The sequence below is a fragment of the Gammaproteobacteria bacterium genome (genome assembly GCA_022340215.1).
Lineage (GTDB): Bacteria > Pseudomonadota > Gammaproteobacteria > JAJDOJ01 > JAJDOJ01 > JAJDOJ01.
On record JAJDOJ010000122.1, the window covers coordinates 1 to 17341 of the forward strand.

The window sequence follows — 17341 nt, forward strand, 5'->3', positions numbered from 1 at the left end:
CCGCGAAACACCGCGGGGAAGGAACGACTCGCCTACTTGCTGCCGCCGCACTTACCTTCCGATGCGCTCTTGTCCAATGTGCTCTTGTTTTCGCCGCATTTACCCTCCTTGGTGCTCTTTTCACCGCCACATTTGCCTTCGCCGCACTTACCTTCCTTGACGCTCTTGCCTTCTCCGCTCTTGCCTTCCGATGCGCTCTTGTCCGGTGTGCTCTTGTTTCCGCCACATTTACCTTCCGCGCCGGCGACCCTGTAGCCGCTGGAAAGCTCGGTCATTCCAAAGGGATTTGCATCCGCGCTGGCCGTGGGAACCGCGACCAGTGATGTCGCCATCGCGGCGCCGACAGCAGCAACTAGGGGTTTGATTGCGGATTTCTTGCTCATGATTCATCTCTCCTCGAGTGTATGTCTCTGTTCCGTCTGTATGACTCTGTTCCGTCATGGTGGCGTTGGGCCACATCACTTAACTACGTCGCCGGGGCGATCTTGGATTCATCGGCCCGCGACGTGTCTATAAGACCGCACCACGGCGCAAATTATTGCATAGCTTTCTCGAGCGCGCGGATTAACTCCGTTTCGACCTCCCGAAGGATGGGTTCGGCCTTGCTTCCCGCCGCCGGCACCGTTGGTCGGGCGAAGAGGGCCGTCGTGACGCCGTCCTTGTGGATCAGGGTCACGCTCAGGGGGCACAGGGCCAGCATTTCAGGGTCCTTGTTTGCGACCTGATTCGTGTACCAGGTGTTACAGACGACCATGGCACCGATTCCGTCCAGGCCGCGTCGGTTGTAGTCTTCAACCAACCTTGCAGGGTGGATTGAGGAGCGTCAGTGATGAATGCACCAACGGTGTCAACGCTGGTGGACTGCGCTGCGCTTGTCCACCCTACGCCTACACCCGTCCACCCTGCGAGATGAGGCTCGGTAGGGTGGACAAGTGCAGTTCAACGCAGCCCACCAGAAAACCAGCGACGGTGAAATCCAGACACGTCAGACGCTGTAGTAAAGGTCGAACTCGACCGGATGGGTTGTTATTCGCAGGCGCGTGACCTCATCCATCTTCAGGTTGATGTAGCCGTCGATGGCGTCATCGGTAAATACCCCCCCGGCGGTGAGAAAATCACGGTCCTGGTCGAGTTCATCCAGTGCCTGGTCCAGGGAATAACAGACCTTGGGAATCTCGGCCTCTTCCTCCGGCGGCAGGTCGTAGAGATCCTTGTCCATGGCCTCTCCCGGGTGGATCTTGTTCTGGATACCGTCCAGGCCGGCCAGCAGCATTGCGGCGAAGGTCAGATACGGGTTTCCGGATGCGTCGGGGAAGCGAACCTCGATACGGCGACCCTTGGGACTCGAGACGAACGGAATACGGATCGAGGCGGAACGATTGCGCGCCGAGTAGGCCAGCAGGGTCGGCGCCTCGAACCCGGGCACCAGGCGTTTGTAGCTGTTGGTGCTGGCGTTGGTGAACGCGTTGAGCGCCCGCGCGTGTTCGATGACCCCGCCGATGTAGTAAAGCGCCAATTCGGACAGGCCGCCGTACAGGTCACCGGAGAACAGGTTCTCTCCGCCCTTGGCCAGGGACTGGTGGACGTGCATGCCGTTGCCGTTGTCGCCGACAAGCGGTTTCGGCATGAAGGTCGCCGTCTTGCCGTAGTTATGGGCGACGTTCATGATGACGTATTTCATGATCTGGTTGGCGTCGGCGCGCTTGACTAGGGTGTCGAACTTGGTGCCGATCTCGCACTGGCCCGCGGTGCCGACCTCGTGGTGATGCACCTCGGTAACGACTCCCATCTCTTCCATCACCTGACACATCGCCGAGCGCAGGTCCTGCAGGGAATCGACCGGCGGGACCGGGAAGTAGCCGCCCTTGATGCCGGGGCGATGGCCGATATTGCCGTCCTCGTAGACCTTTTCCGAGTTCCAGGAAGACTCATCGGAATCCAGTTCGTAAAAGGTACCCTTCATATCGGCGCCCCAGCGCACATCATCAAAGATGAAGAACTCGGGTTCGGGGCCGAAGAATGCGGTATCCGCAATGCCGGTGGACTTCATGTACGTCTCGGCGCGCTTGGCGACCGAACGGGGGTCGCGCTCGTAGCCCTGCATCGTGGTCGGTTCGACGATATCGCAACGGAGGATCAGCGTCGGCTCGTTGAAGAAGGGATCCATGACCGCGGTGCTTGCGTCGGGCATCAGGATCATGTCGGACTCGTTGATTCCCTTCCAGCCAGCGATCGACGACCCGTCGAACATCTTGCCTTCCTCGAAGAGATCCTCCTCGATGGTATGCGCCGGTACGGAGACGTGCTGCTCCTTGCCCCGTGTATCCGTGAATCTGAAATCGACGAACTTGACGTCGTTTTCCTGCATCATCCTCAAAACATCAGTTGCTGACATTGATACCCCTCCAAACGGGTCGGTGATTATGGCGCACCGTGCGCGGCGCGCATCGCAAAAAAGCGAGCTTCGGCAAAATAAGCAAGAAAAGGGCCAATTAAGTAGTCATCATGTGCTTGATTTGGCGTCGCTGAGATTCGCCAGACGGGATTTTCACCCATTTATGGTGCGCTATACAAAGAGTTGGCACCAATTTGGTGCGAGCTTGCGATGGTGCAGCCGGATCGTGGACCGGCGCGTGGTGAAAGACCGGGATCATCCACGCGTACCGACGGGATGTCGCCGACCGGTTATCGGGTGTTGCAGACCCTGACGGTAATCCTGATCTCGTCTCTCTCGTCGATCGTCTCGACAATCTGGTGACCATTGATCTTGCACCATGCCGGGATATCATTCAAGGCGCCCGGGTCGGAACAGATCGCCTCGACGAGATCCCCGGGTTTCAACGCCGCTACCCGCTCCTGAACACGAATGACGGGAAGGGGACAGAGCAGCCCTCGCGCATCCACAATGGACCGGCTCATCGTGTCCCCAGGGAATCGTTGGCGAGACGTGATGGACGGGTTTTCGGCGTGGTGCTAGAGCACCCCCATACTGGTTTGGCTGTCATACCGTCCACCCGGCTTCGATCTCGCCGGGCGGCAACGGGGTGACCTCGAGATTGGCGGTGCCGGACTCCTGGCGGGTGACGGAGACCTCCACGGTGTCCGCGTCGCGCCCCTGACTGTAGCGCGCGGCGATTCTGGCGGCCAGATGCAGGTCGTCGTCGGTGATGCCGTCCCCGTCGAGCAGGGTCAGGGGACCGGCATGACTCAGCGTGCGGATGTGGGGAAACCGGTGTCGGTATCCCTCCAGGAAACGCGTCTCCCCCTCCTCCCGGGCGACGATGATCTTGAAATGGGGCCGCGGGCGCAGGTGCCGGCCAACCTTCAGAAGGATAATGTCGTCGAGTTCGTAGTTCCGGCTCCCGCGGCTGGCCCAGAGGTCCCTGAGCTTGGCGCTGTAACTCGCATCGGTGAGGAAACAGCAGCCGCCGGCGGGCTGGGCGTAATCGGTGATTCCAAACTCCTCGGCCAGCGCCATCTGCCGCTTGCGGGAACGGCCGCTGATGTCGTAGAGGCGGTTCCGGTCCACCCAGCCTTGGCGCTCCGGCAGGGTCGGAGGAAGGTTGCGGGCGCACAGGGGACGCAACAGCAGCTCGTCCGCGTCGGACTGGCGCGAGACCAGCGGCATGGTGTCGCGGCGCTGCGACATGGGGCGCTGGCCCACCACCTCGCCGGTGACGATGAAGTCGAAACCCTTGGTCTCGATCCATTTCCTGGCCCGGGAGACCATGAAGATCTTGCAGTCCAGGCAGGGGTTCATGTTCGCCCCGTACCCGTGCCGGGGACTCAGCAGCACCGCCTTGTAGGGCTCCACGACATCCACGATATGCAGCTTGATGCCCAGTTGTTCGGCGACCCACAGGGCGTTATTTCGCTTCTGCTTGTCCCGGTCCTTTCTGCGGATGGCATGGGTATGACCCTCGACGCAGAAGCCGGTGTAGAAATTGATGCCCTCGACGTGCACGCCTTGTTCCTGGACGATCTGCGCGGCCAGCATGGAATCCAGTCCGCCAGAGATCAGGGCAACGGCTTTTTTCTGTTCTGACATTTGCGAACTTTCCGCCAATAAGGCGATGGCCGGAAAATGGCATACCAAATCGCGCCGGATTTTCGTTCGTCATCCAGGCGCGACAACAGGCGCATAGTCGAACTATGCAACGGTTGTCGCAACACAGAGGACGGACGACAAAGACAAGTAGGATGGTATGTCATTTGACAGAAATCGCCTAAGGACTTTGAATTATACCTTCCGGATGGATGGCTTTCCGACGCTCGCCTCCGGCCGTCCACGAGGGCGAAATGCCGGGTGAGGGACCTTTCCCGACGCTTGTCCTGCCGCCGTTTGTCAGTGGGTTCAAAATACTTCTTGCAAGTTGCAGGCTTGGGGAAATCCCCTGCGAGAAAATCAAAGATTATGCGCTAACCGGCTGACTCGTAGGGGGTTTGGTCATTATCCACAATTCCTGTGGATAAGTCTGTTGATAGCGTGGGTCAAACTGGCGAGGCACCGCACGAATTCACGAAAGCGTCAAATTGGATAAAAAATTACCACAGCTTGCAACATGCTGATATTCCAGAAAATTATTCCGGTCCGTGCAGTCCGGACAGCGGCCGCCCGTGCTGCTGGCCCCGCTTTTATCCGCGTAGCACGCATTGTGCAAAAGTCTAGTCGCCGCGGGCCGGAAAGGGATAAAAAACACGCTTTACCCGTCCCGTCCCGTCCCGTCCCGGACACGGATCGGGTAGATCGCGATGCAGGAACCTCGGAGCGCCCGAGGTCGCCCGCCAGGCCTGGGGAAATCCTACAGGGCCACGTGAGCGGCAGGAACGCTTCGTTTGCGCGTCCGTGACGTAGATCAGCCGGTTTCGGGGGGTTATCCACAGATTTTGTGGATAACTCTGTAGACATTTTGGGGCAAAGGGAGCCCAGACTATGCGTTAGGCGGTCATGTTGCATTTTGGTTAAAAAACGACCACATGCATTACTTGCTGTTGTTTATAAAGAATAACTTCGCGCTCGTGGAGCGATACGATTTTTCTTACAGTCAGTCTGTGGCAATCCGAACCGCTGATGTGCACAAGTCGTCCCGCAGGTATCGGAGGAGATACGGGGCCGTCTACTCGTCCTCGCGGCGGGCGTCCACGGCGATCAGGTTCCCGCGGGAGTCCACCGAAACGCTGAATTGAATCGGTGCACAGCAGACCCTGCAGTCCTCGAAATAACTCTGGTTCCCGGCGGTGCAATCCACGTCGATCTCGATCGACTTCCCGCAATAGGGACACAGGACCTCGACATCTTCCACAAGTGCGCTCATATTCACTTACCTCCTTGGATGCCCGTTACCCGGGCAGGAACAGGGCGATCAGGTCATTGAGGAACCGGCCGCCCAGTGCCGTCGGGACCACCAGGTCTCCGTCTTCTCGTAACATCCCGTCATGCCGCGCCTTGTCGATCCGGCGGCGGATCGCCTCTCGCGGCAGGCCGGTTCGCCCCTCGAACAGGCCGTAGTTGAATCCCTCCACCAGTCTGAGCCCATTCAGCATGAACTCGAAAGCCAGGTCTTCCCGCTCGACCGGCGATGTGTTTCCCGCCATTTGCAGGTTGTTCACCCGATTCATCCAGGCGCGCGGACTGCGTGTGTTCCGCGTCCGGGTGACGCAACGCAGCCCGGGGCGGGTGAGTTTGCCGTGCGCACCCGCTCCGATTCCGATGTAGTCCCCGAATTCCCAGTAGTTCCTGTTATGCCGACACTGTTTGCCCGGCGCCGCGAATGCAGATACTTCGTACCGAGTATAGCCCCGCCGCGCGAGCTTCCGCTGGCCGGAAGCCTGCATCTCCCAGATTGTGTCTTCTGCCGGCAGCCTGGGGGGGTGCACGCCGAAGGACGTGTCCGGTTCGATGGTGAGCTGGTAGCGGGAGACGTGGTCGGGCTCCAGTGAGAGTGCGATGTCCAGGTCGGCGAGGGCGGATTTCCGATCCTGTCCCGGCAGGCCGAACATCAGGTCGAGATTGAGATTTGTGAATCCCGCCGCCCTGGCGTCCTCGGCGGCTCGGACCGCATCGGTCCCCGTGTGTATGCGGCCGATTCGCGCGAGCGCCTCGTCGTCGAAGGTCTGAATCCCGATGGACAGACGGTTGACTCCCGCCTGCCGGAACTCCGCGAACCTGCCGCGTTCGACGGTACCGGGATTTGCCTCCAGGGTGATCTCCGGTTCGCTCGACAAGCTTAGCCGATTGCCGATCCCCGTCAGCAAACAGTCAATGCCTTCGGGGGAAAACAGGCTCGGCGTGCCTCCGCCGAGGAAGACCGAGCCGACAGCCGGCCAGACGTCCATGCGGGCGTACGCTTGCAGTTCCAGGAGCAGCGCATCGATATATCCCCGTTCGGGAATCCGCTTACCGCCCGTGGCGAACGAGTTGAAGTCGCAGTAGGGGCACTTGTGGACACACCAGGGCAGGTGCACGTACAGGCCCAGTGGAGGACGGCGCCGGAAACGCGGCATGTCCCCCCGGTTCTGGCCATCGCGGCGGGGCGCTTCGGGGACTGCTACGGTGCGGCTCGCCATTCGATCTGCCCGAATCACGTTCAGGGCAGATTGTAACGATGCCCGACGAGCGCCGTTTTTAAGGCCTCGAGCGCCTGGGCGCGGTGGCTGATTCTGTTTTTCACCTCGGGGTCGAGCTCCCCGGAGGCGCAGTCGTGTGTCGGGACGTAGAACAGCGGATCGTAACCGAAACCGTGGGTTCCCCTCGGCGCGTGAAGGATGCGTCCTTCCCAGGTGCCGGTACAGATCAGGGGCATCGAGTCGAGTGGGCGGCGCATCAGGACGATGACGCACTGGAATCTCGCACCCCGCTGCGATTCGGGCACGTCACGCAAGGCTTCGAGCAATCGGTCGTTGTTCATCCGGTCGTCGGCGTCCGGACCCGAGTAGCGCGCCGAATAGATCCCCGGCGCGCCGTCCAGGGCGTCGACCTCGATTCCCGAATCGTCTGCCAGGGCGGGCAATCCGGAGAACCGGGCCGCGTGTCGCGCCTTCAGCAGGGCGTTCTCGACGAAACTCAGGCCGGTTTCCTCGACGTCTCCAACCTGAAATGCGGACTGGGGCATGATCTCGACGTCAAGGTCGCCGAGGACCTGGCTGATCTCGCGCACCTTCCCTGCGTTGTTACTGGCGAGAATGATCTTGTGCATGGGTCATCTCCTTCTCGATATAGGGATCGCCCGTCCGGTGCTCCCGGTGCGTCGCCCGAGGATCAGATCCCGAGCGCCTCGCGCTGTTTGCCGAGGATGGTATCGATGCCGCTGCGCGCCAGGCAGAGCATCTCGTCCAGCTCGTGGGGCCGGAAGGCATGCCCCTCTGCGGTGCCCTGCAGCTCGATAAACGCTCCGGCATCGTTCATCACGACGTTCAAGTCCGTTTCGGCCGACGAGTCCTCGGGGTAATCGAGATCCAGGATCGGCGTCCCCTTGTAGATGCCGACCGAGACCGAGGCGACCATGCCATGGATGGGGTTGCGCGCTATCTTGTCTTCCCGCAGCAGGTTGAGGATCGCGTCGTAGAGCGCCACGAAGGCCCCGCTGATCGATGCGGTGCGAGTGCCGCCGTCGGCCTGGATCACATCGCAGTCGATCGTCACACTGCGTTCCCCGAGGGCCTCGAGATCGACCGCTGCGCGCATGGATCTGCCGATCAGCCGCTGGATCTCCATGGTGCGCCCGCCCTGCCGGCCGCGGGCCGCCTCGCGAGACATGCGTGTCCCTGTGGCGCGTGGCAGCATACCGTATTCCGCCGTGACCCAGCCTTTGCCCGCGCCCTTGAGGAAATGAGGCACGCGTTCCTCCACCGACGCGGTACAGATGACTCGCGTATCACCGAAGGCCACCAGCACCGAGCCCTCGGCGTGGCGTGTGAAATCCCGGATGAAGGATACCTCCCGCATCGCATCCGTTGCGCGGCCACTGGGTCTCATGGGAATGTCTCCTGTGAAAAGCGCGCTATTATACCCCCGCGAAATGCTGAGGCGATTTCTGTCAAATGACATACCATCCTGCTTGTCTTTATCGTCCGTCCTCTGTGTTGCGACAACCGTTCCATCGTTCGACGATGCGCCTGTTGTCGCGTCTTGATGACGAACGAAAAATCCGGCGCGATCTGGTATGTCATTTTCCGGCAATCGCCTTAACCGGCCGGAGAAACGGGATGGGGACAATGCCAGAATGATTCGCAGCATGACGGGATACGCGCGCGCGGAATACCGGGGTGAACTGGGTACGATGGTTTGCGAGCTGCGCAGCGTCAACCATCGGTATCTGGAATTCGGTTTCCGCATCGCGGAGGAACTGCGTTCGGTCGAAGGCGAACTTCGCTCGCGGGCGCAATCCAGGCTGGGGCGAGGGAAACTCGATAGCCTTATCGCTTACCGGCCACCGGCGGCCGCCGCCGGTCAGGTCGAGATCAACGAGGGCCTGGTGACCTCACTGGTCGACGCGACGCACCGCATCGAAGGCATGATGAACAATCCTGCCCGCATGACCGCGATGGAGTTGCTGAACTGGTCGGGTGTTGCCATCGAGCCGGAGACGGATGTCACCCCCGTCAAGCAACAGGTAACCAAGCTATTCGAGCAGGCGCTGGACGACATGATCGAGGGACGCACGCGTGAGGGTGAAAGGCTCTCGGGGCTGATCGGGAGCCGGTGCCGGGCGCTTGAGGAGATCGTTGCGAGCTTACGCGAGCGCAGGCCCGCCGTACTGGCTGCCGTCAGAGAGAAGCTGATGGCCCGGATCGCCGACATGGACGTGCAGCCCGACGAGGGGCGCCTGGAGCAGGAGATCGCCTTCGTCGCGCAAAAGATGGATGTCGATGAGGAACTCGACCGGCTGGACAGTCACTGCGAAGAGGTTCGTGCGGCACTCAGGCGCGACGAGCCGGTCGGCCGTCGGCTCGACTTTCTCATGCAGGAGTTCAATCGCGAGGCCAACACCCTGGCCTCCAAGGCCGCCGACATCGAGACCACGCAGGCCGCGGTGGAACTCAAGGTGCTGGTCGAGCAGATGCGCGAGCAGGTACAGAACATCGAGTAGTCCTCCGCCGTAAACCTTCCCCTTGAAATCCCGGGCTTCGCCTCCACATCTCTTATGACATCAGAGACAACCGATCAGCCTGGAGGTATGAAGCATGTTACCCAAGACCTATGAACCCTGGAGCCTGATGAACCAGTGGCGGCGTGATATGGAACGTGCACTGGGGCAGGAAGACGACGAGGGCAACTACTCGAAAGTGACGACCGCGGCCTGGGCGCCGGCGGTGGATATCAAGGAGGAGGACGACGCCTTCGTCCTGCACGCGGATCTCCCCGGTGTGAAACCGGACGATATCGAGGTCAACATGGACAACGGCGTGCTGTGCATCAAGGGATCCCGCCAGTCGGAAGCCGAGGAGAAGAGCGAGCAGTACTCGCGGGTCGAGCGCGTCAGCGGTTCGTTCTACCGGCGGTTTTCGCTGCCGGACACCGCGGATGCAGAGAAGATCACGGCGCGCTGCTCCGACGGCGTTCTGGAGGTCCGGATCCCCAAACACGAGAAATTGCAGCCTCGCAAGATCTCCGTCTCGTCGTAGTCGGACTACGGGTCCGCCAGCCGTCGTAAAACACCACCGCGACCGGTCCCGGTCGCGGTGGTTTCGTCTGGCCTTGGTCGTCCGTCCGGCGCCGGACGAAAAGCCAAGCAGGATGGTATTTCATTTGACAGAAATCGCCTAACCCCCGGTCACGGGCGGGAAGAACGCGACCTCGTCTCCGTCGTTGACCGCAACCGCAAGATTGGCGTATTCGTGATTGATGGCCACGAGCAGGTTCGCTGGCGGGTCGCCATCACCCGACACCTGTTCCCATACATCCCGTACCGTGTGAATCCGGTCGGGCCCCAGCTTGTCCTCCTCCCGTCCCATGCGCTCGCGCAGGCTGGCGAAGTACTTAACGGTGATCATATCGGTTCTGCTATGCTCGAAACGCCGTGAATTATACCACCGGCCCTAAGCCCGACGGCACGCGGTGGCCGAGGATGAGGAGAGTGCATGAGTGACCTGACCCATTTCAACATTCGAGGTGAGGCGCACATGGTGGATGTGTGGGACAAGGACGTGACGCATCGGGTCGCCGTCGCCGAGGGTCGGATCACCATGCAGGATCAGACCCTGTCGCTGATCCGCTCCGGGGGGCACAAGAAGGGGGACGTGCTGGGGATCGCAAGGATCGCCGGCATCATGGCGGCGAAAAAGACCGCCGAGTTGGTGCCCCTCTGCCACCCCCTGGCTCTATCGTCGGTTGAGGTGGATCTCCGGGCCGAACCGGGTCTGGGGGCGGTTACGTGCCGGGCGCGCGTCGCCTGCTACGGCAGGACCGGTGTGGAGATGGAGGCACTGACCGCCGTGCAGGTCACCTTGCTGACCGTCTACGATATGTGCAAGTCGGTAGATCGGACCATGACCATGGAAGGCATCCGCCTGCTACGCAAGTCCGGAGGGCGTTCCGGGGACTGGTCGCGTCCTCTACCCGACGACACAGGCGAGACGCGGCTGGTCTAGGGCGATTGCCGGGTCTTCCCGTCACGCCCCTTGAACAGACGGATCGCCTGCAGCATCCCCTGCACCCGTTGCTTGATCTCGTTTCGGCAAGCGTTGTAGACCTCGGGGCCGGCATCTGACGGGTTCTCCCCCAGGCCCTGCCGGATCGACCATCGTTTCTGGTGCGCGCTGCCGGGAACCGCGACCCGGATGTCTTCATCCATGGTGCCGATCACGATGACCAGGTCCGCCCAGCGCAGCTGTTGGCCGGTGACCAGAGAGGCCTGGTGCCTGCGGATGTCGACGCCGTCCTCGGACATGGATCGGGTGACCCGGGGATCGATCGCATTCGACTGAATTCCCCCGGACTCGGCCTCCAGCATGCCCGGCCCCAGGGCATTCATGTATCCCAGGGCGATCTGGGTATACGTGCCGTCGTGCTGCCCGACGAACAAGACATGGGGTTTGCGCCGCAGCTGGACTGGATCGTTTTCCGGGGCTATCTCGGCCATTGCGTTGATTCGGACCTTGCGTCGGTTGGACAATAGGGCGGAAAGGGTCTAAGCATAGCGCGGGATTTCGGGCTCGGCATCTATCTCCTGTGTGGCATCTGGATATTCCGTCCGCATTGCCGGATGATGGCCGAGGTCGCGCGGTTAAGGCCCGGATCTCCCGCCCGCTTCGCGGCAGACCGAATTCACTGGATCACCTCACGCACTGACCATGGGAAGACACCATGAAATGGCTAAAGCGATTATTTCTGCTGCTGGTCGTCCTGGTCGTTCTGGTTTTTGGCGCCGCCGCCATCCTGCTGGCGACATTAGACCCCAACGACTACAAGCCGATGCTCGTGGAAGAGGTGAAAAAGGCCACTGGCAGGGACCTCAAAATCGATGGCGATATCAGTCTCACCTATTTTCCGTGGCTCGGTCTGCGCCTGGGTAAAGTGGAACTCGGGAATGCGCCGGGATTCGGGGCGGATCCCTTTGGGAGGGTGGGTGACGTGCAGGTGCGCGTGGCGCTGATCCCTCTGTTCCGCGGCGAGATCCGGGCGGACAAGGTGACCCTGGAGGGGCTGCGGGTCAATCTGGCCAAGAACGCGGAGGGAAAGACCAACTGGGACGACCTGGTAGAGAGCCTGTCCCAGGCCGGTGAGGAGGCGGTCGAGGAACAGGCGCCGCCGCCGGAGGCCGGGACGAGCCAGGTCCCGGCCGTTGCCATCGGCGGTCTGGTGATCAGCGATGCCGCGATACGCTGGCAGGACGCCCAGGCGGGGACCGATGTGTCCATCGATCCGCTCGACATGGAGACCAGCGAGCTCGAACTGGGCCGGCCGGTCGATCTGGATCTTCGCATGCGGTTGAGCAACGCCGCGCCGCCGGTCGTCGCGGACGTGAAACTCACCACGGAGGTCCATCCGGATCTCGACAAGCAGCGCGTCGTGCTGGAAGACCTCGAGCTGGGGATTTCGGCGGAGGGTGACGCGCTGCCGGGCGACCGCGCCGCCTTGTCGCTGAGTACCCGGGCCGAACTGGGGCTCGAATCCCAGCGCTATGTTCTTGAGGGGCTGAAGGTCACGGTCAAGGTCGAGGGAAAGGACCTCCCCGGCGGCCGAATCCAAGCCACGCTCGACTCACGCATGGAGGCGGACCTCGTAGCCGGTAGCGCAAGGATCGCACCGCTGGCGCTGGCTGCGTTCGGGGTGAATATGAAAGGGCAGGTTGATGTCACCGGTCTTCAAGGTGACTTACGCTACTCGGGGGAGATGAGTACCGGTGAATTTTCCCCCAGGGCAATGCTCAAGAATTTGGGATCTCCGCCCCCCGAAACGGCCGATCCGAAGGTCCTCGCGAATGCGGACCTCGAGGTCTCGTTCTCCGGGAAGGATAACAGCGCCAGTATCGACAAACTGGCGATGACACTGGACGACTCGAAGCTGACGGGCGAGGCCGCGGTCAACAATTTCGATAAACCGGCCATTCGCTTCAAGGTGGTCCTCGATCAAATGGATGCGGACCGTTATCTGCCCCCCGCGCCGAAGGAGACCGGGGCCAAGGGGGAACCCGCGCCCGGGCCCGCGACGCCGTCCGCCGACGATTCCCTGGATCTGCCGATCGACACACTGCGGGGGCTCGACGTCGCCGGTGAGGCTCGCATCGGCAAACTGAAGATCGCCAATGTCCGCCTGTCGGATGTCAGCGCGGTCCTCAATGCCAAGGACGGGCTGCTGAGCCTGAAACCGGTGTCCACCGCTCTCTACGATGGGCGCATCGACAGCGGCGTGATCGTCGACGCGCGTCCCGATACCCCCGCCTTTCAGGTCAACACCAGTCTCAAGGGGGTTCAGCTCGGTGGTCTGCTCGGCGACCTCACCCAGGAGCAGTCGTACGTGCGGGGGAGCGCAGCCCTGTCCTTCGACCTCAAGACGCAGGGACAGAGGGTATCGACACTCAAGCGCCAGCTGGGAGGCAATGCGAAACTCGCTGTCAACAAGGGAGCGCTTCACGATCCCGAACTGGCGCGGAAGGTCGAGGCGGCCGTGGCGTTCCTGCAGCGCAGGCAGCCGCGCCCGACGGGAGAGGAGCTCATCTTCGACTCACTCACCGGCTCGGCGCGGATAGACAAGGGGGTACTCGACAATCGCGATCTGCGCCTGGACATGCCGCTGATCCTGGTCCGGGGCGAGGGGAAGGCGGACATCGCCGCCGAAACGGTGGACTACACCCTGAAGCTTTCCCTGACCGAGGGCAGCGCGGACGCAAAACGGGTGGTCGTCCCGATCACGGTCAAGGGACCGTTCGCGAGTCCGAGTTACGGACTCGACCTGGAGGCCCTGGCCCGGGAAACGGTGCGCCAGGAGGCGGAGAAAGCCATCTCCCGGGGGATCGAGAAGGCGGTGCCGCAACAAGATATCGAAAAGGTCCTGCCCGGGGGCATGGAAAAACCGCTGGGAGATGCCCTGAAGGGGATCTTCGGCCGGTGAGCATTGGTGGGGCGTTCAGCGAACGTCTGCTTGACTGGCATCGGCGCCACGGCCGCCGGCACCTGCCCTGGCAGCACAACCCGACACCCTACCGCGTGTGGGTGTCGGAGGTCATGCTGCAGCAGACCCAGGTAGCCACCGTCATTCCCTATTTCGAACGATTCACGCGCCGTTTCCCGAACGTCGCCGCGCTGGCGGACGCGCCGCTCGACGAGGTGCTCTCGCACTGGTCCGGTCTCGGCTACTACGCCAGGGGACGGAACCTCCATCGCGCCGCCCGACGCGTTCGGGATGTGCACGGGGGTGTGTTCCCCGCTCGGATCGAGGAGTTGCGGGCGTTGCCCGGGGTCGGGCGATCCACCGCGGGGGCGATCATCGCGCTTTCGCGAGGCGAGCGGCACGCCATCCTCGACGGAAACGTCAAACGGGTCCTGATGCGTCACTGTCTGGTCCGCGGTTGGCCGGGCACGACGGCCGTTTCGCGCCGACTCTGGCAACTGGCCGAAGAACTGACCCCGGCGCGGGAAGTCGCCCGATACACCCAGGCCATTATGGACCTGGGTTCGACGGTCTGCCGGCGAGGCGCGCCCGATTGCGCGGCCTGTCCCGTGTCGGGGGATTGTCGGGCGAGGGCCGCCGGCGTCCAGGGGAATCTGCCCGAACCGAGGCCGCGCAAGGTGATTCCCTTGCGCGAGACCGCGATGATCATGGTTTGCAACCCGCATGGTGACGTGTTCCTCGAACGCAGGCCGCCGAGCGGCGTATGGGGCGGACTGTGGAGCTTTCCCGAACTGAACCGTGCGCAAGACAGCGGGCAGTGGTGCCGGCAGCGACTCGGGACCGCACCTGTCCATGTAGAACCCTGGAAGCCGCTCACCCACACCTTCACGCACTTTCGTTTGCGCATCACCCCGGTCAGGGCGCGCGTGGGTGACACCGCTGGGAGGGTAATGGATGGCACCGACCAACTCTGGTATAACGTCGCCTCCTCACCGAGGGGCCTGGCCGCGCCCGTGACGGGGTTGCTCAGGAAACTGCAGGAAAGACAGGATTAAATCAATGGCGCGAATGGTGCAATGCGTAATACTGGGAAAGGAAGCCGAAGGCCTGGACTTCCAGCCGTATCCGGGAGAACTTGGACAACGCATCTTCGAGAGCGTATCGAAGGAAGGCTGGCAGCGTTGGGTCAAGCAGCAGACCATGCTGATCAACGAGTACCGGCTGACACCCGTCGAACCCAAGGCGCGCAAGTTCCTCGAGGAGGAGATGGAGAAGTTCTTATTCGGTAGCGGGTCGAGTTCGCCTGAAGGGTACGTGCCGCCTTCGACATGACCGCCTGATCCGGCGCGGCGCACCCCCACACGCCGGGAATTCATCCGCCGGTGGGCGGGGGGGGGCTCCTACTTGATCTTCGCTTCCTTGTACACCACGTGTTTGCGAACAATGGGATCGTATTTCTTGATCTCCATCTTGTCCGGCATGGTGCGTTTGTTCTTGGTCGTCGTGTAGAAATGTCCGGTGCCGGCCGAGGAAACCAGCTTGATCTTGTCACGCATGACTGCCTGCTCCTGGATTATGTGTGAGGCCCGATCAGCCCGCTAAGGCGATTGCCGGAAAATGGCATACCAGATCGCGCCGGATTTTCGTTCGTCATCAAGGCGCGACAACAGGCGCATCGTCGAACGATGCAACGGTTGTCGCAATACAGAGGACGGACGAAAAGACAAGCAGGATGGTATGTCATTTGACAGAAATCGCCTAAAGTTTTTCGCCGCGAGAGCGCATCTCGTCCAGTACGGCTTCGATACCCTTCTTGTCGATGGTGCGCAGGCCCTTACGCGACACGCGTAGTTTGACCCAGCGGTTTTCGCTCTCGACCCAGAACTTCCGGGTATGCAGATTCGGCAGAAAGCGCCGCCGTGTTTTATTATGCGCATGCGACACGTTGTTACCGGTCGCCGGCCTTTTTCCTGTGACCTGACAAACGCGTGACATCTTTCGTCTCCGGGGGATTCGGTCTGTTACGAAGGGACGCGAACGGTAGCAGAATTCGACAAACCGGACAAGCGATCCGTCCGGTGAATCGGAATTGCCCGAGGCACACACCGGTCGTCAGTCCGGTTCACCAAACGATGGGCGGATCATGGATATCGTATTTATCAGGGACCTGAGGGTGGAAGCCCGTATCGGGGTCTGGGATTGGGAGCAGAAGATCCGCCAGGCGATATCCATCGACCTGGAGATGGGGGCCGACAACCGTGCGCCGGCCGCGACGGACGACATTGCCGATACCCTGGACTACAAGGCCGTTTCACGCAGGATCACGGCCCTGGTCGAAGAGACCGACTTTCACCTGGTGGAGACGCTTGCCGAGCGAATCGCGGAGTTGATTCGTGACGAATTTTCGGTCCCGTGGCTGCGGCTTTCCGTTTCCAAGCCTGGTGCGGTGCGCGGGGCGCGCGAGGTCGGGGTGACGATCGAGCGGGGCGAGAGGGGTCAGCAGTGACCCGGGTCTGGGTCAGTATCGGCAGCAACATCGATCGGGAGACCAATATCGTCTCGGCGTTGTCGGCGTTGGAGCGGCGGTTCGGGGAACTGAAGGTTTCCAGCGTCTACCGTACCGCCCCGGTCGGGTTCGAGGGGGACGATTTCTACAATCTCGTTGCCGGGTTCGAAACCGATGCGTCACCGGTCGAGGTGACGCGGATCCTGCGTGAGATTGAGGATGCGCAAGGGCGTGAGCGTGCAGGGGGCAAGTTCTCCCCCCGTACCCTGGATCTGGACCTGCTGCTATATGCAGACATGGTGCTGGACAAAGACGGGGTCCAACTGCCGCGTGACGAGATACTGCGGTATGCCTTTGTCCTTGGACCACTGGCGGAGATCGCACCGACGGCGATTCATCCCGTAGAGGGGCGGCGCATCGGTGATCTGTGGGCGGAGTTCGGAGAAGGGGAGTGCAACCTGACGCCTGTGTCCTTCGACTGGCGCCCGGGCCGTTTATAAGGTTTCCCAATCCCGAGGATACCTGTCGGGCACTCAGGCCCGACAGGTATCCCGGTTACGGCAAGACGTGCAGAGCTACGCCAGACCGAGCCGGGCTAGCCGGCATACGGGCGATAGGTCCAGTTCCCGGCGAATGACGGGGCCGGTCGCAACTGCTTAGCCGGGTGGGCTGGCGTGAATCGTTTCGCCATCTGTCGCGCCGGGTAGGCGCCCGACTGCATGGGTCCCCGCGGGCCTGCATAGGCGATAGGAAAGGGATGCGCTCCGAACCGGTTTGCCGCCACGACAGCCTGGGGGATGTACCGGGATGGCCACCATGCGAGTTGCGGGTGGCGGACTCGCGGCCGAAACAAGCGCGGGAGCGGCCGCCAACTGGCCAGCTGATGGCGGGCAGGGTGGGCCGCCCCGACGACCGTCCGGCTTCGGTGTCCCGCGGGGTACGGCAGCCGGTAAACCGGTGCCCAGCCGAACTGTGGAGGGGGGTAACCCCCGGGACGCCGATACCGGGAAACCGGCTCGGGATTCGTCGCGCTTGCGTTTCCCTTAGGCCCCACGGGTGGCGGGGCGGCCTCCTGCCCGATCGCGCTACCCGGCGTCATTGAGGACTGCGGTCCCGGTCTTCCCATTCCGGGGCCACCCATTCCGGGGTTCCCCATTCCGGGGTTCCCCATTCCCGGGTTCCCCATTCCCGGGTTCCCCATTCCCGGGTTCCCCATTCCCGGGTTCCCCATTCCCGGGTTCCCCATTCCCGGGTTCCCCATTCCGGGGCCACCCATTCCCGGG

22 protein-coding genes are annotated in these 17341 nt (G+C 62.0%); 8 read left to right on the forward strand and 14 right to left on the reverse strand.

What is annotated here, in order from left to right:
- Positions 1-32 precede the first annotated feature (32 nt).
- From LJE91_08875 to rph, 9 genes are all read right to left on the reverse strand, one after another.
- Entirely contained in the window at positions 33-383 is a 351-nt protein-coding gene (locus tag LJE91_08875; protein ID MCG6868821.1) for a hypothetical protein, read from the reverse strand.
- Positions 384-535: 152 nt separating this feature from the next.
- Positions 536-754 carry a DUF302 domain-containing protein gene (locus LJE91_08880; GenBank protein MCG6868822.1) on the reverse strand — a complete coding sequence of 73 codons (219 nt, stop codon included), beginning with the start codon at positions 752-754 and terminating at the stop codon, positions 536-538.
- Between the two features lie 231 nt (positions 755-985).
- Positions 986-2395, reverse strand: a complete 1410-nt coding sequence (gene glnA / locus LJE91_08885; protein ID MCG6868823.1) for a glutamate--ammonia ligase — start codon at positions 2393-2395, stop codon at positions 986-988.
- Between the two features lie 290 nt (positions 2396-2685).
- Entirely contained in the window at positions 2686-2919 is a 234-nt protein-coding gene (locus tag LJE91_08890) for a sulfurtransferase TusA family protein (protein ID MCG6868824.1), read from the reverse strand.
- Between the two features lie 82 nt (positions 2920-3001).
- A complete protein-coding gene (locus tag LJE91_08895) occupies positions 3002-4048 on the reverse strand; it encodes a tRNA (5-methylaminomethyl-2-thiouridylate)-methyltransferase (protein MCG6868825.1) in 1047 nt (348 codons plus the stop codon).
- Between the two features lie 1069 nt (positions 4049-5117).
- Complete coding sequence (locus LJE91_08900) at positions 5118-5315, reverse strand: CPXCG motif-containing cysteine-rich protein (GenBank protein MCG6868826.1); 198 nt, start codon at positions 5313-5315, stop codon at positions 5118-5120.
- 25 nt (positions 5316-5340) lie between these two features.
- Positions 5341-6567, reverse strand: a complete 1227-nt coding sequence (gene hemW / locus LJE91_08905) for a radical SAM family heme chaperone HemW (protein ID MCG6868827.1) — start codon at positions 6565-6567, stop codon at positions 5341-5343.
- 20 nt (positions 6568-6587) lie between these two features.
- Positions 6588-7196: an RdgB/HAM1 family non-canonical purine NTP pyrophosphatase gene (gene rdgB / locus LJE91_08910; protein ID MCG6868828.1), complete on the reverse strand. Its 609-nt coding sequence runs from the start codon at positions 7194-7196 to the stop codon at positions 6588-6590.
- Between the two features lie 62 nt (positions 7197-7258).
- A complete protein-coding gene (rph, locus tag LJE91_08915; GenBank protein MCG6868829.1) occupies positions 7259-7975 on the reverse strand; it encodes a ribonuclease PH in 717 nt (238 codons plus the stop codon).
- Between the two features lie 247 nt (positions 7976-8222).
- Here rph and LJE91_08920 point away from each other — a divergent pair, with 247 nt between their 5' ends.
- Positions 8223-9089: a YicC family protein gene (locus LJE91_08920; GenBank protein MCG6868830.1), complete on the forward strand. Its 867-nt coding sequence runs from the start codon at positions 8223-8225 to the stop codon at positions 9087-9089.
- 94 nt (positions 9090-9183) lie between these two features.
- Positions 9184-9624: an Hsp20/alpha crystallin family protein gene (locus tag LJE91_08925; GenBank protein ID MCG6868831.1), complete on the forward strand. Its 441-nt coding sequence runs from the start codon at positions 9184-9186 to the stop codon at positions 9622-9624.
- A 138-nt stretch (positions 9625-9762) separates the two neighbouring features.
- Here LJE91_08925 and LJE91_08930 read toward each other — a convergent pair whose 3' ends face one another.
- Positions 9763-9993, reverse strand: coding sequence for a MoaD/ThiS family protein (locus tag LJE91_08930; GenBank protein ID MCG6868832.1), 231 nt, complete (start codon positions 9991-9993; stop codon positions 9763-9765).
- 87 nt (positions 9994-10080) lie between these two features.
- Between LJE91_08930 and moaC the strand changes: the two genes are divergently transcribed.
- Positions 10081-10590, forward strand: a complete 510-nt coding sequence (gene moaC / locus LJE91_08935; protein ID MCG6868833.1) for a cyclic pyranopterin monophosphate synthase MoaC — start codon at positions 10081-10083, stop codon at positions 10588-10590.
- Here moaC and LJE91_08940 read toward each other — a convergent pair.
- Positions 10587-11081, reverse strand: coding sequence for a hypothetical protein (locus LJE91_08940; GenBank protein MCG6868834.1), 495 nt, complete (start codon positions 11079-11081; stop codon positions 10587-10589). The two genes, moaC and LJE91_08940, sit on opposite strands and share 4 nt — an antisense overlap.
- A gap of 224 nt (positions 11082-11305) precedes the next feature.
- Between LJE91_08940 and LJE91_08945 the strand changes: the two genes are divergently transcribed.
- From LJE91_08945 to LJE91_08955, 3 genes are read left to right on the forward strand one after another with little or no spacing between them, the layout of a single operon-like run.
- Complete coding sequence (locus LJE91_08945) at positions 11306-13552, forward strand: AsmA family protein (GenBank protein MCG6868835.1); 2247 nt, start codon at positions 11306-11308, stop codon at positions 13550-13552.
- Positions 13549-14607, forward strand: coding sequence for an A/G-specific adenine glycosylase (gene mutY / locus LJE91_08950; GenBank protein MCG6868836.1), 1059 nt, complete (start codon positions 13549-13551; stop codon positions 14605-14607). Before LJE91_08945 ends, mutY begins: the two co-directional genes overlap by 4 nt.
- A gap of 4 nt (positions 14608-14611) precedes the next feature.
- Positions 14612-14884 carry an oxidative damage protection protein gene (locus LJE91_08955; GenBank protein ID MCG6868837.1) on the forward strand — a complete coding sequence of 91 codons (273 nt, stop codon included), beginning with the start codon at positions 14612-14614 and terminating at the stop codon, positions 14882-14884.
- 68 nt (positions 14885-14952) lie between these two features.
- Here LJE91_08955 and rpmG read toward each other — a convergent pair whose 3' ends face one another.
- Entirely contained in the window at positions 14953-15108 is a 156-nt protein-coding gene (rpmG, locus tag LJE91_08960; GenBank protein MCG6868838.1) for a 50S ribosomal protein L33, read from the reverse strand.
- A gap of 202 nt (positions 15109-15310) precedes the next feature.
- Positions 15311-15547 carry a 50S ribosomal protein L28 gene (gene rpmB, locus LJE91_08965; GenBank protein MCG6868839.1) on the reverse strand — a complete coding sequence of 79 codons (237 nt, stop codon included), beginning with the start codon at positions 15545-15547 and terminating at the stop codon, positions 15311-15313.
- Positions 15548-15695: 148 nt separating this feature from the next.
- On the opposite strand from rpmB, the gene folB reads away from it, so the two are divergent.
- Together folB and folK are read left to right on the forward strand one after the other, a co-directional pair.
- Entirely contained in the window at positions 15696-16058 is a 363-nt protein-coding gene (gene folB / locus LJE91_08970; protein MCG6868840.1) for a dihydroneopterin aldolase, read from the forward strand.
- Complete coding sequence (gene folK, locus LJE91_08975) at positions 16055-16558, forward strand: 2-amino-4-hydroxy-6-hydroxymethyldihydropteridine diphosphokinase (protein MCG6868841.1); 504 nt, start codon at positions 16055-16057, stop codon at positions 16556-16558. The genes folB and folK overlap by 4 nt, the downstream gene beginning before the upstream one ends.
- A gap of 595 nt (positions 16559-17153) precedes the next feature.
- Here folK and LJE91_08980 read toward each other — a convergent pair.
- On the reverse strand, positions 17154-17341 hold a 188-nt coding region (locus LJE91_08980), incomplete at its 5' end, for a hypothetical protein (GenBank protein ID MCG6868842.1).

Bases quoted from the DNA above. Each gene is read 5' to 3' on its own strand.
- LJE91_08875 (MCG6868821.1), bottom strand. From the start codon at position 383: ATGAGCAAGAAATCCGCAATCAAACCCCTAGTTGCTGCTGTCGGCGCC.
- LJE91_08880 (MCG6868822.1), bottom strand. From the start codon at position 754: ATGGTCGTCTGTAACACCTGGTACACGAATCAGGTCGCAAACAAGGAC.
- glnA (MCG6868823.1), bottom strand. From the start codon at position 2,395: ATGTCAGCAACTGATGTTTTGAGGATGATGCAGGAAAACGACGTCAAG.
- LJE91_08890 (MCG6868824.1), bottom strand. From the start codon at position 2,919: ATGAGCCGGTCCATTGTGGATGCGCGAGGGCTGCTCTGTCCCCTTCCC.
- LJE91_08895 (MCG6868825.1), bottom strand. From the start codon at position 4,048: ATGTCAGAACAGAAAAAAGCCGTTGCCCTGATCTCTGGCGGACTGGAT.
- LJE91_08900 (MCG6868826.1), bottom strand. From the start codon at position 5,315: ATGAGCGCACTTGTGGAAGATGTCGAGGTCCTGTGTCCCTATTGCGGG.
- hemW (MCG6868827.1), bottom strand. From the start codon at position 6,567: ATGGCGAGCCGCACCGTAGCAGTCCCCGAAGCGCCCCGCCGCGATGGC.
- rdgB (MCG6868828.1), bottom strand. From the start codon at position 7,196: ATGCACAAGATCATTCTCGCCAGTAACAACGCAGGGAAGGTGCGCGAG.
- rph (MCG6868829.1), bottom strand. From the start codon at position 7,975: ATGAGACCCAGTGGCCGCGCAACGGATGCGATGCGGGAGGTATCCTTC.
- LJE91_08920 (MCG6868830.1), top strand. From the start codon at position 8,223: ATGATTCGCAGCATGACGGGATACGCGCGCGCGGAATACCGGGGTGAA.
- LJE91_08925 (MCG6868831.1), top strand. From the start codon at position 9,184: ATGTTACCCAAGACCTATGAACCCTGGAGCCTGATGAACCAGTGGCGG.
- LJE91_08930 (MCG6868832.1), bottom strand. From the start codon at position 9,993: ATGATCACCGTTAAGTACTTCGCCAGCCTGCGCGAGCGCATGGGACGG.
- moaC (MCG6868833.1), top strand. From the start codon at position 10,081: ATGAGTGACCTGACCCATTTCAACATTCGAGGTGAGGCGCACATGGTG.
- LJE91_08940 (MCG6868834.1), bottom strand. From the start codon at position 11,081: ATGGCCGAGATAGCCCCGGAAAACGATCCAGTCCAGCTGCGGCGCAAA.
- LJE91_08945 (MCG6868835.1), top strand. From the start codon at position 11,306: ATGAAATGGCTAAAGCGATTATTTCTGCTGCTGGTCGTCCTGGTCGTT.
- LJE91_08955 (MCG6868837.1), top strand. From the start codon at position 14,612: ATGGCGCGAATGGTGCAATGCGTAATACTGGGAAAGGAAGCCGAAGGC.
- rpmG (MCG6868838.1), bottom strand. From the start codon at position 15,108: ATGCGTGACAAGATCAAGCTGGTTTCCTCGGCCGGCACCGGACATTTC.
- rpmB (MCG6868839.1), bottom strand. From the start codon at position 15,547: ATGTCACGCGTTTGTCAGGTCACAGGAAAAAGGCCGGCGACCGGTAAC.
- folB (MCG6868840.1), top strand. From the start codon at position 15,696: ATGGATATCGTATTTATCAGGGACCTGAGGGTGGAAGCCCGTATCGGG.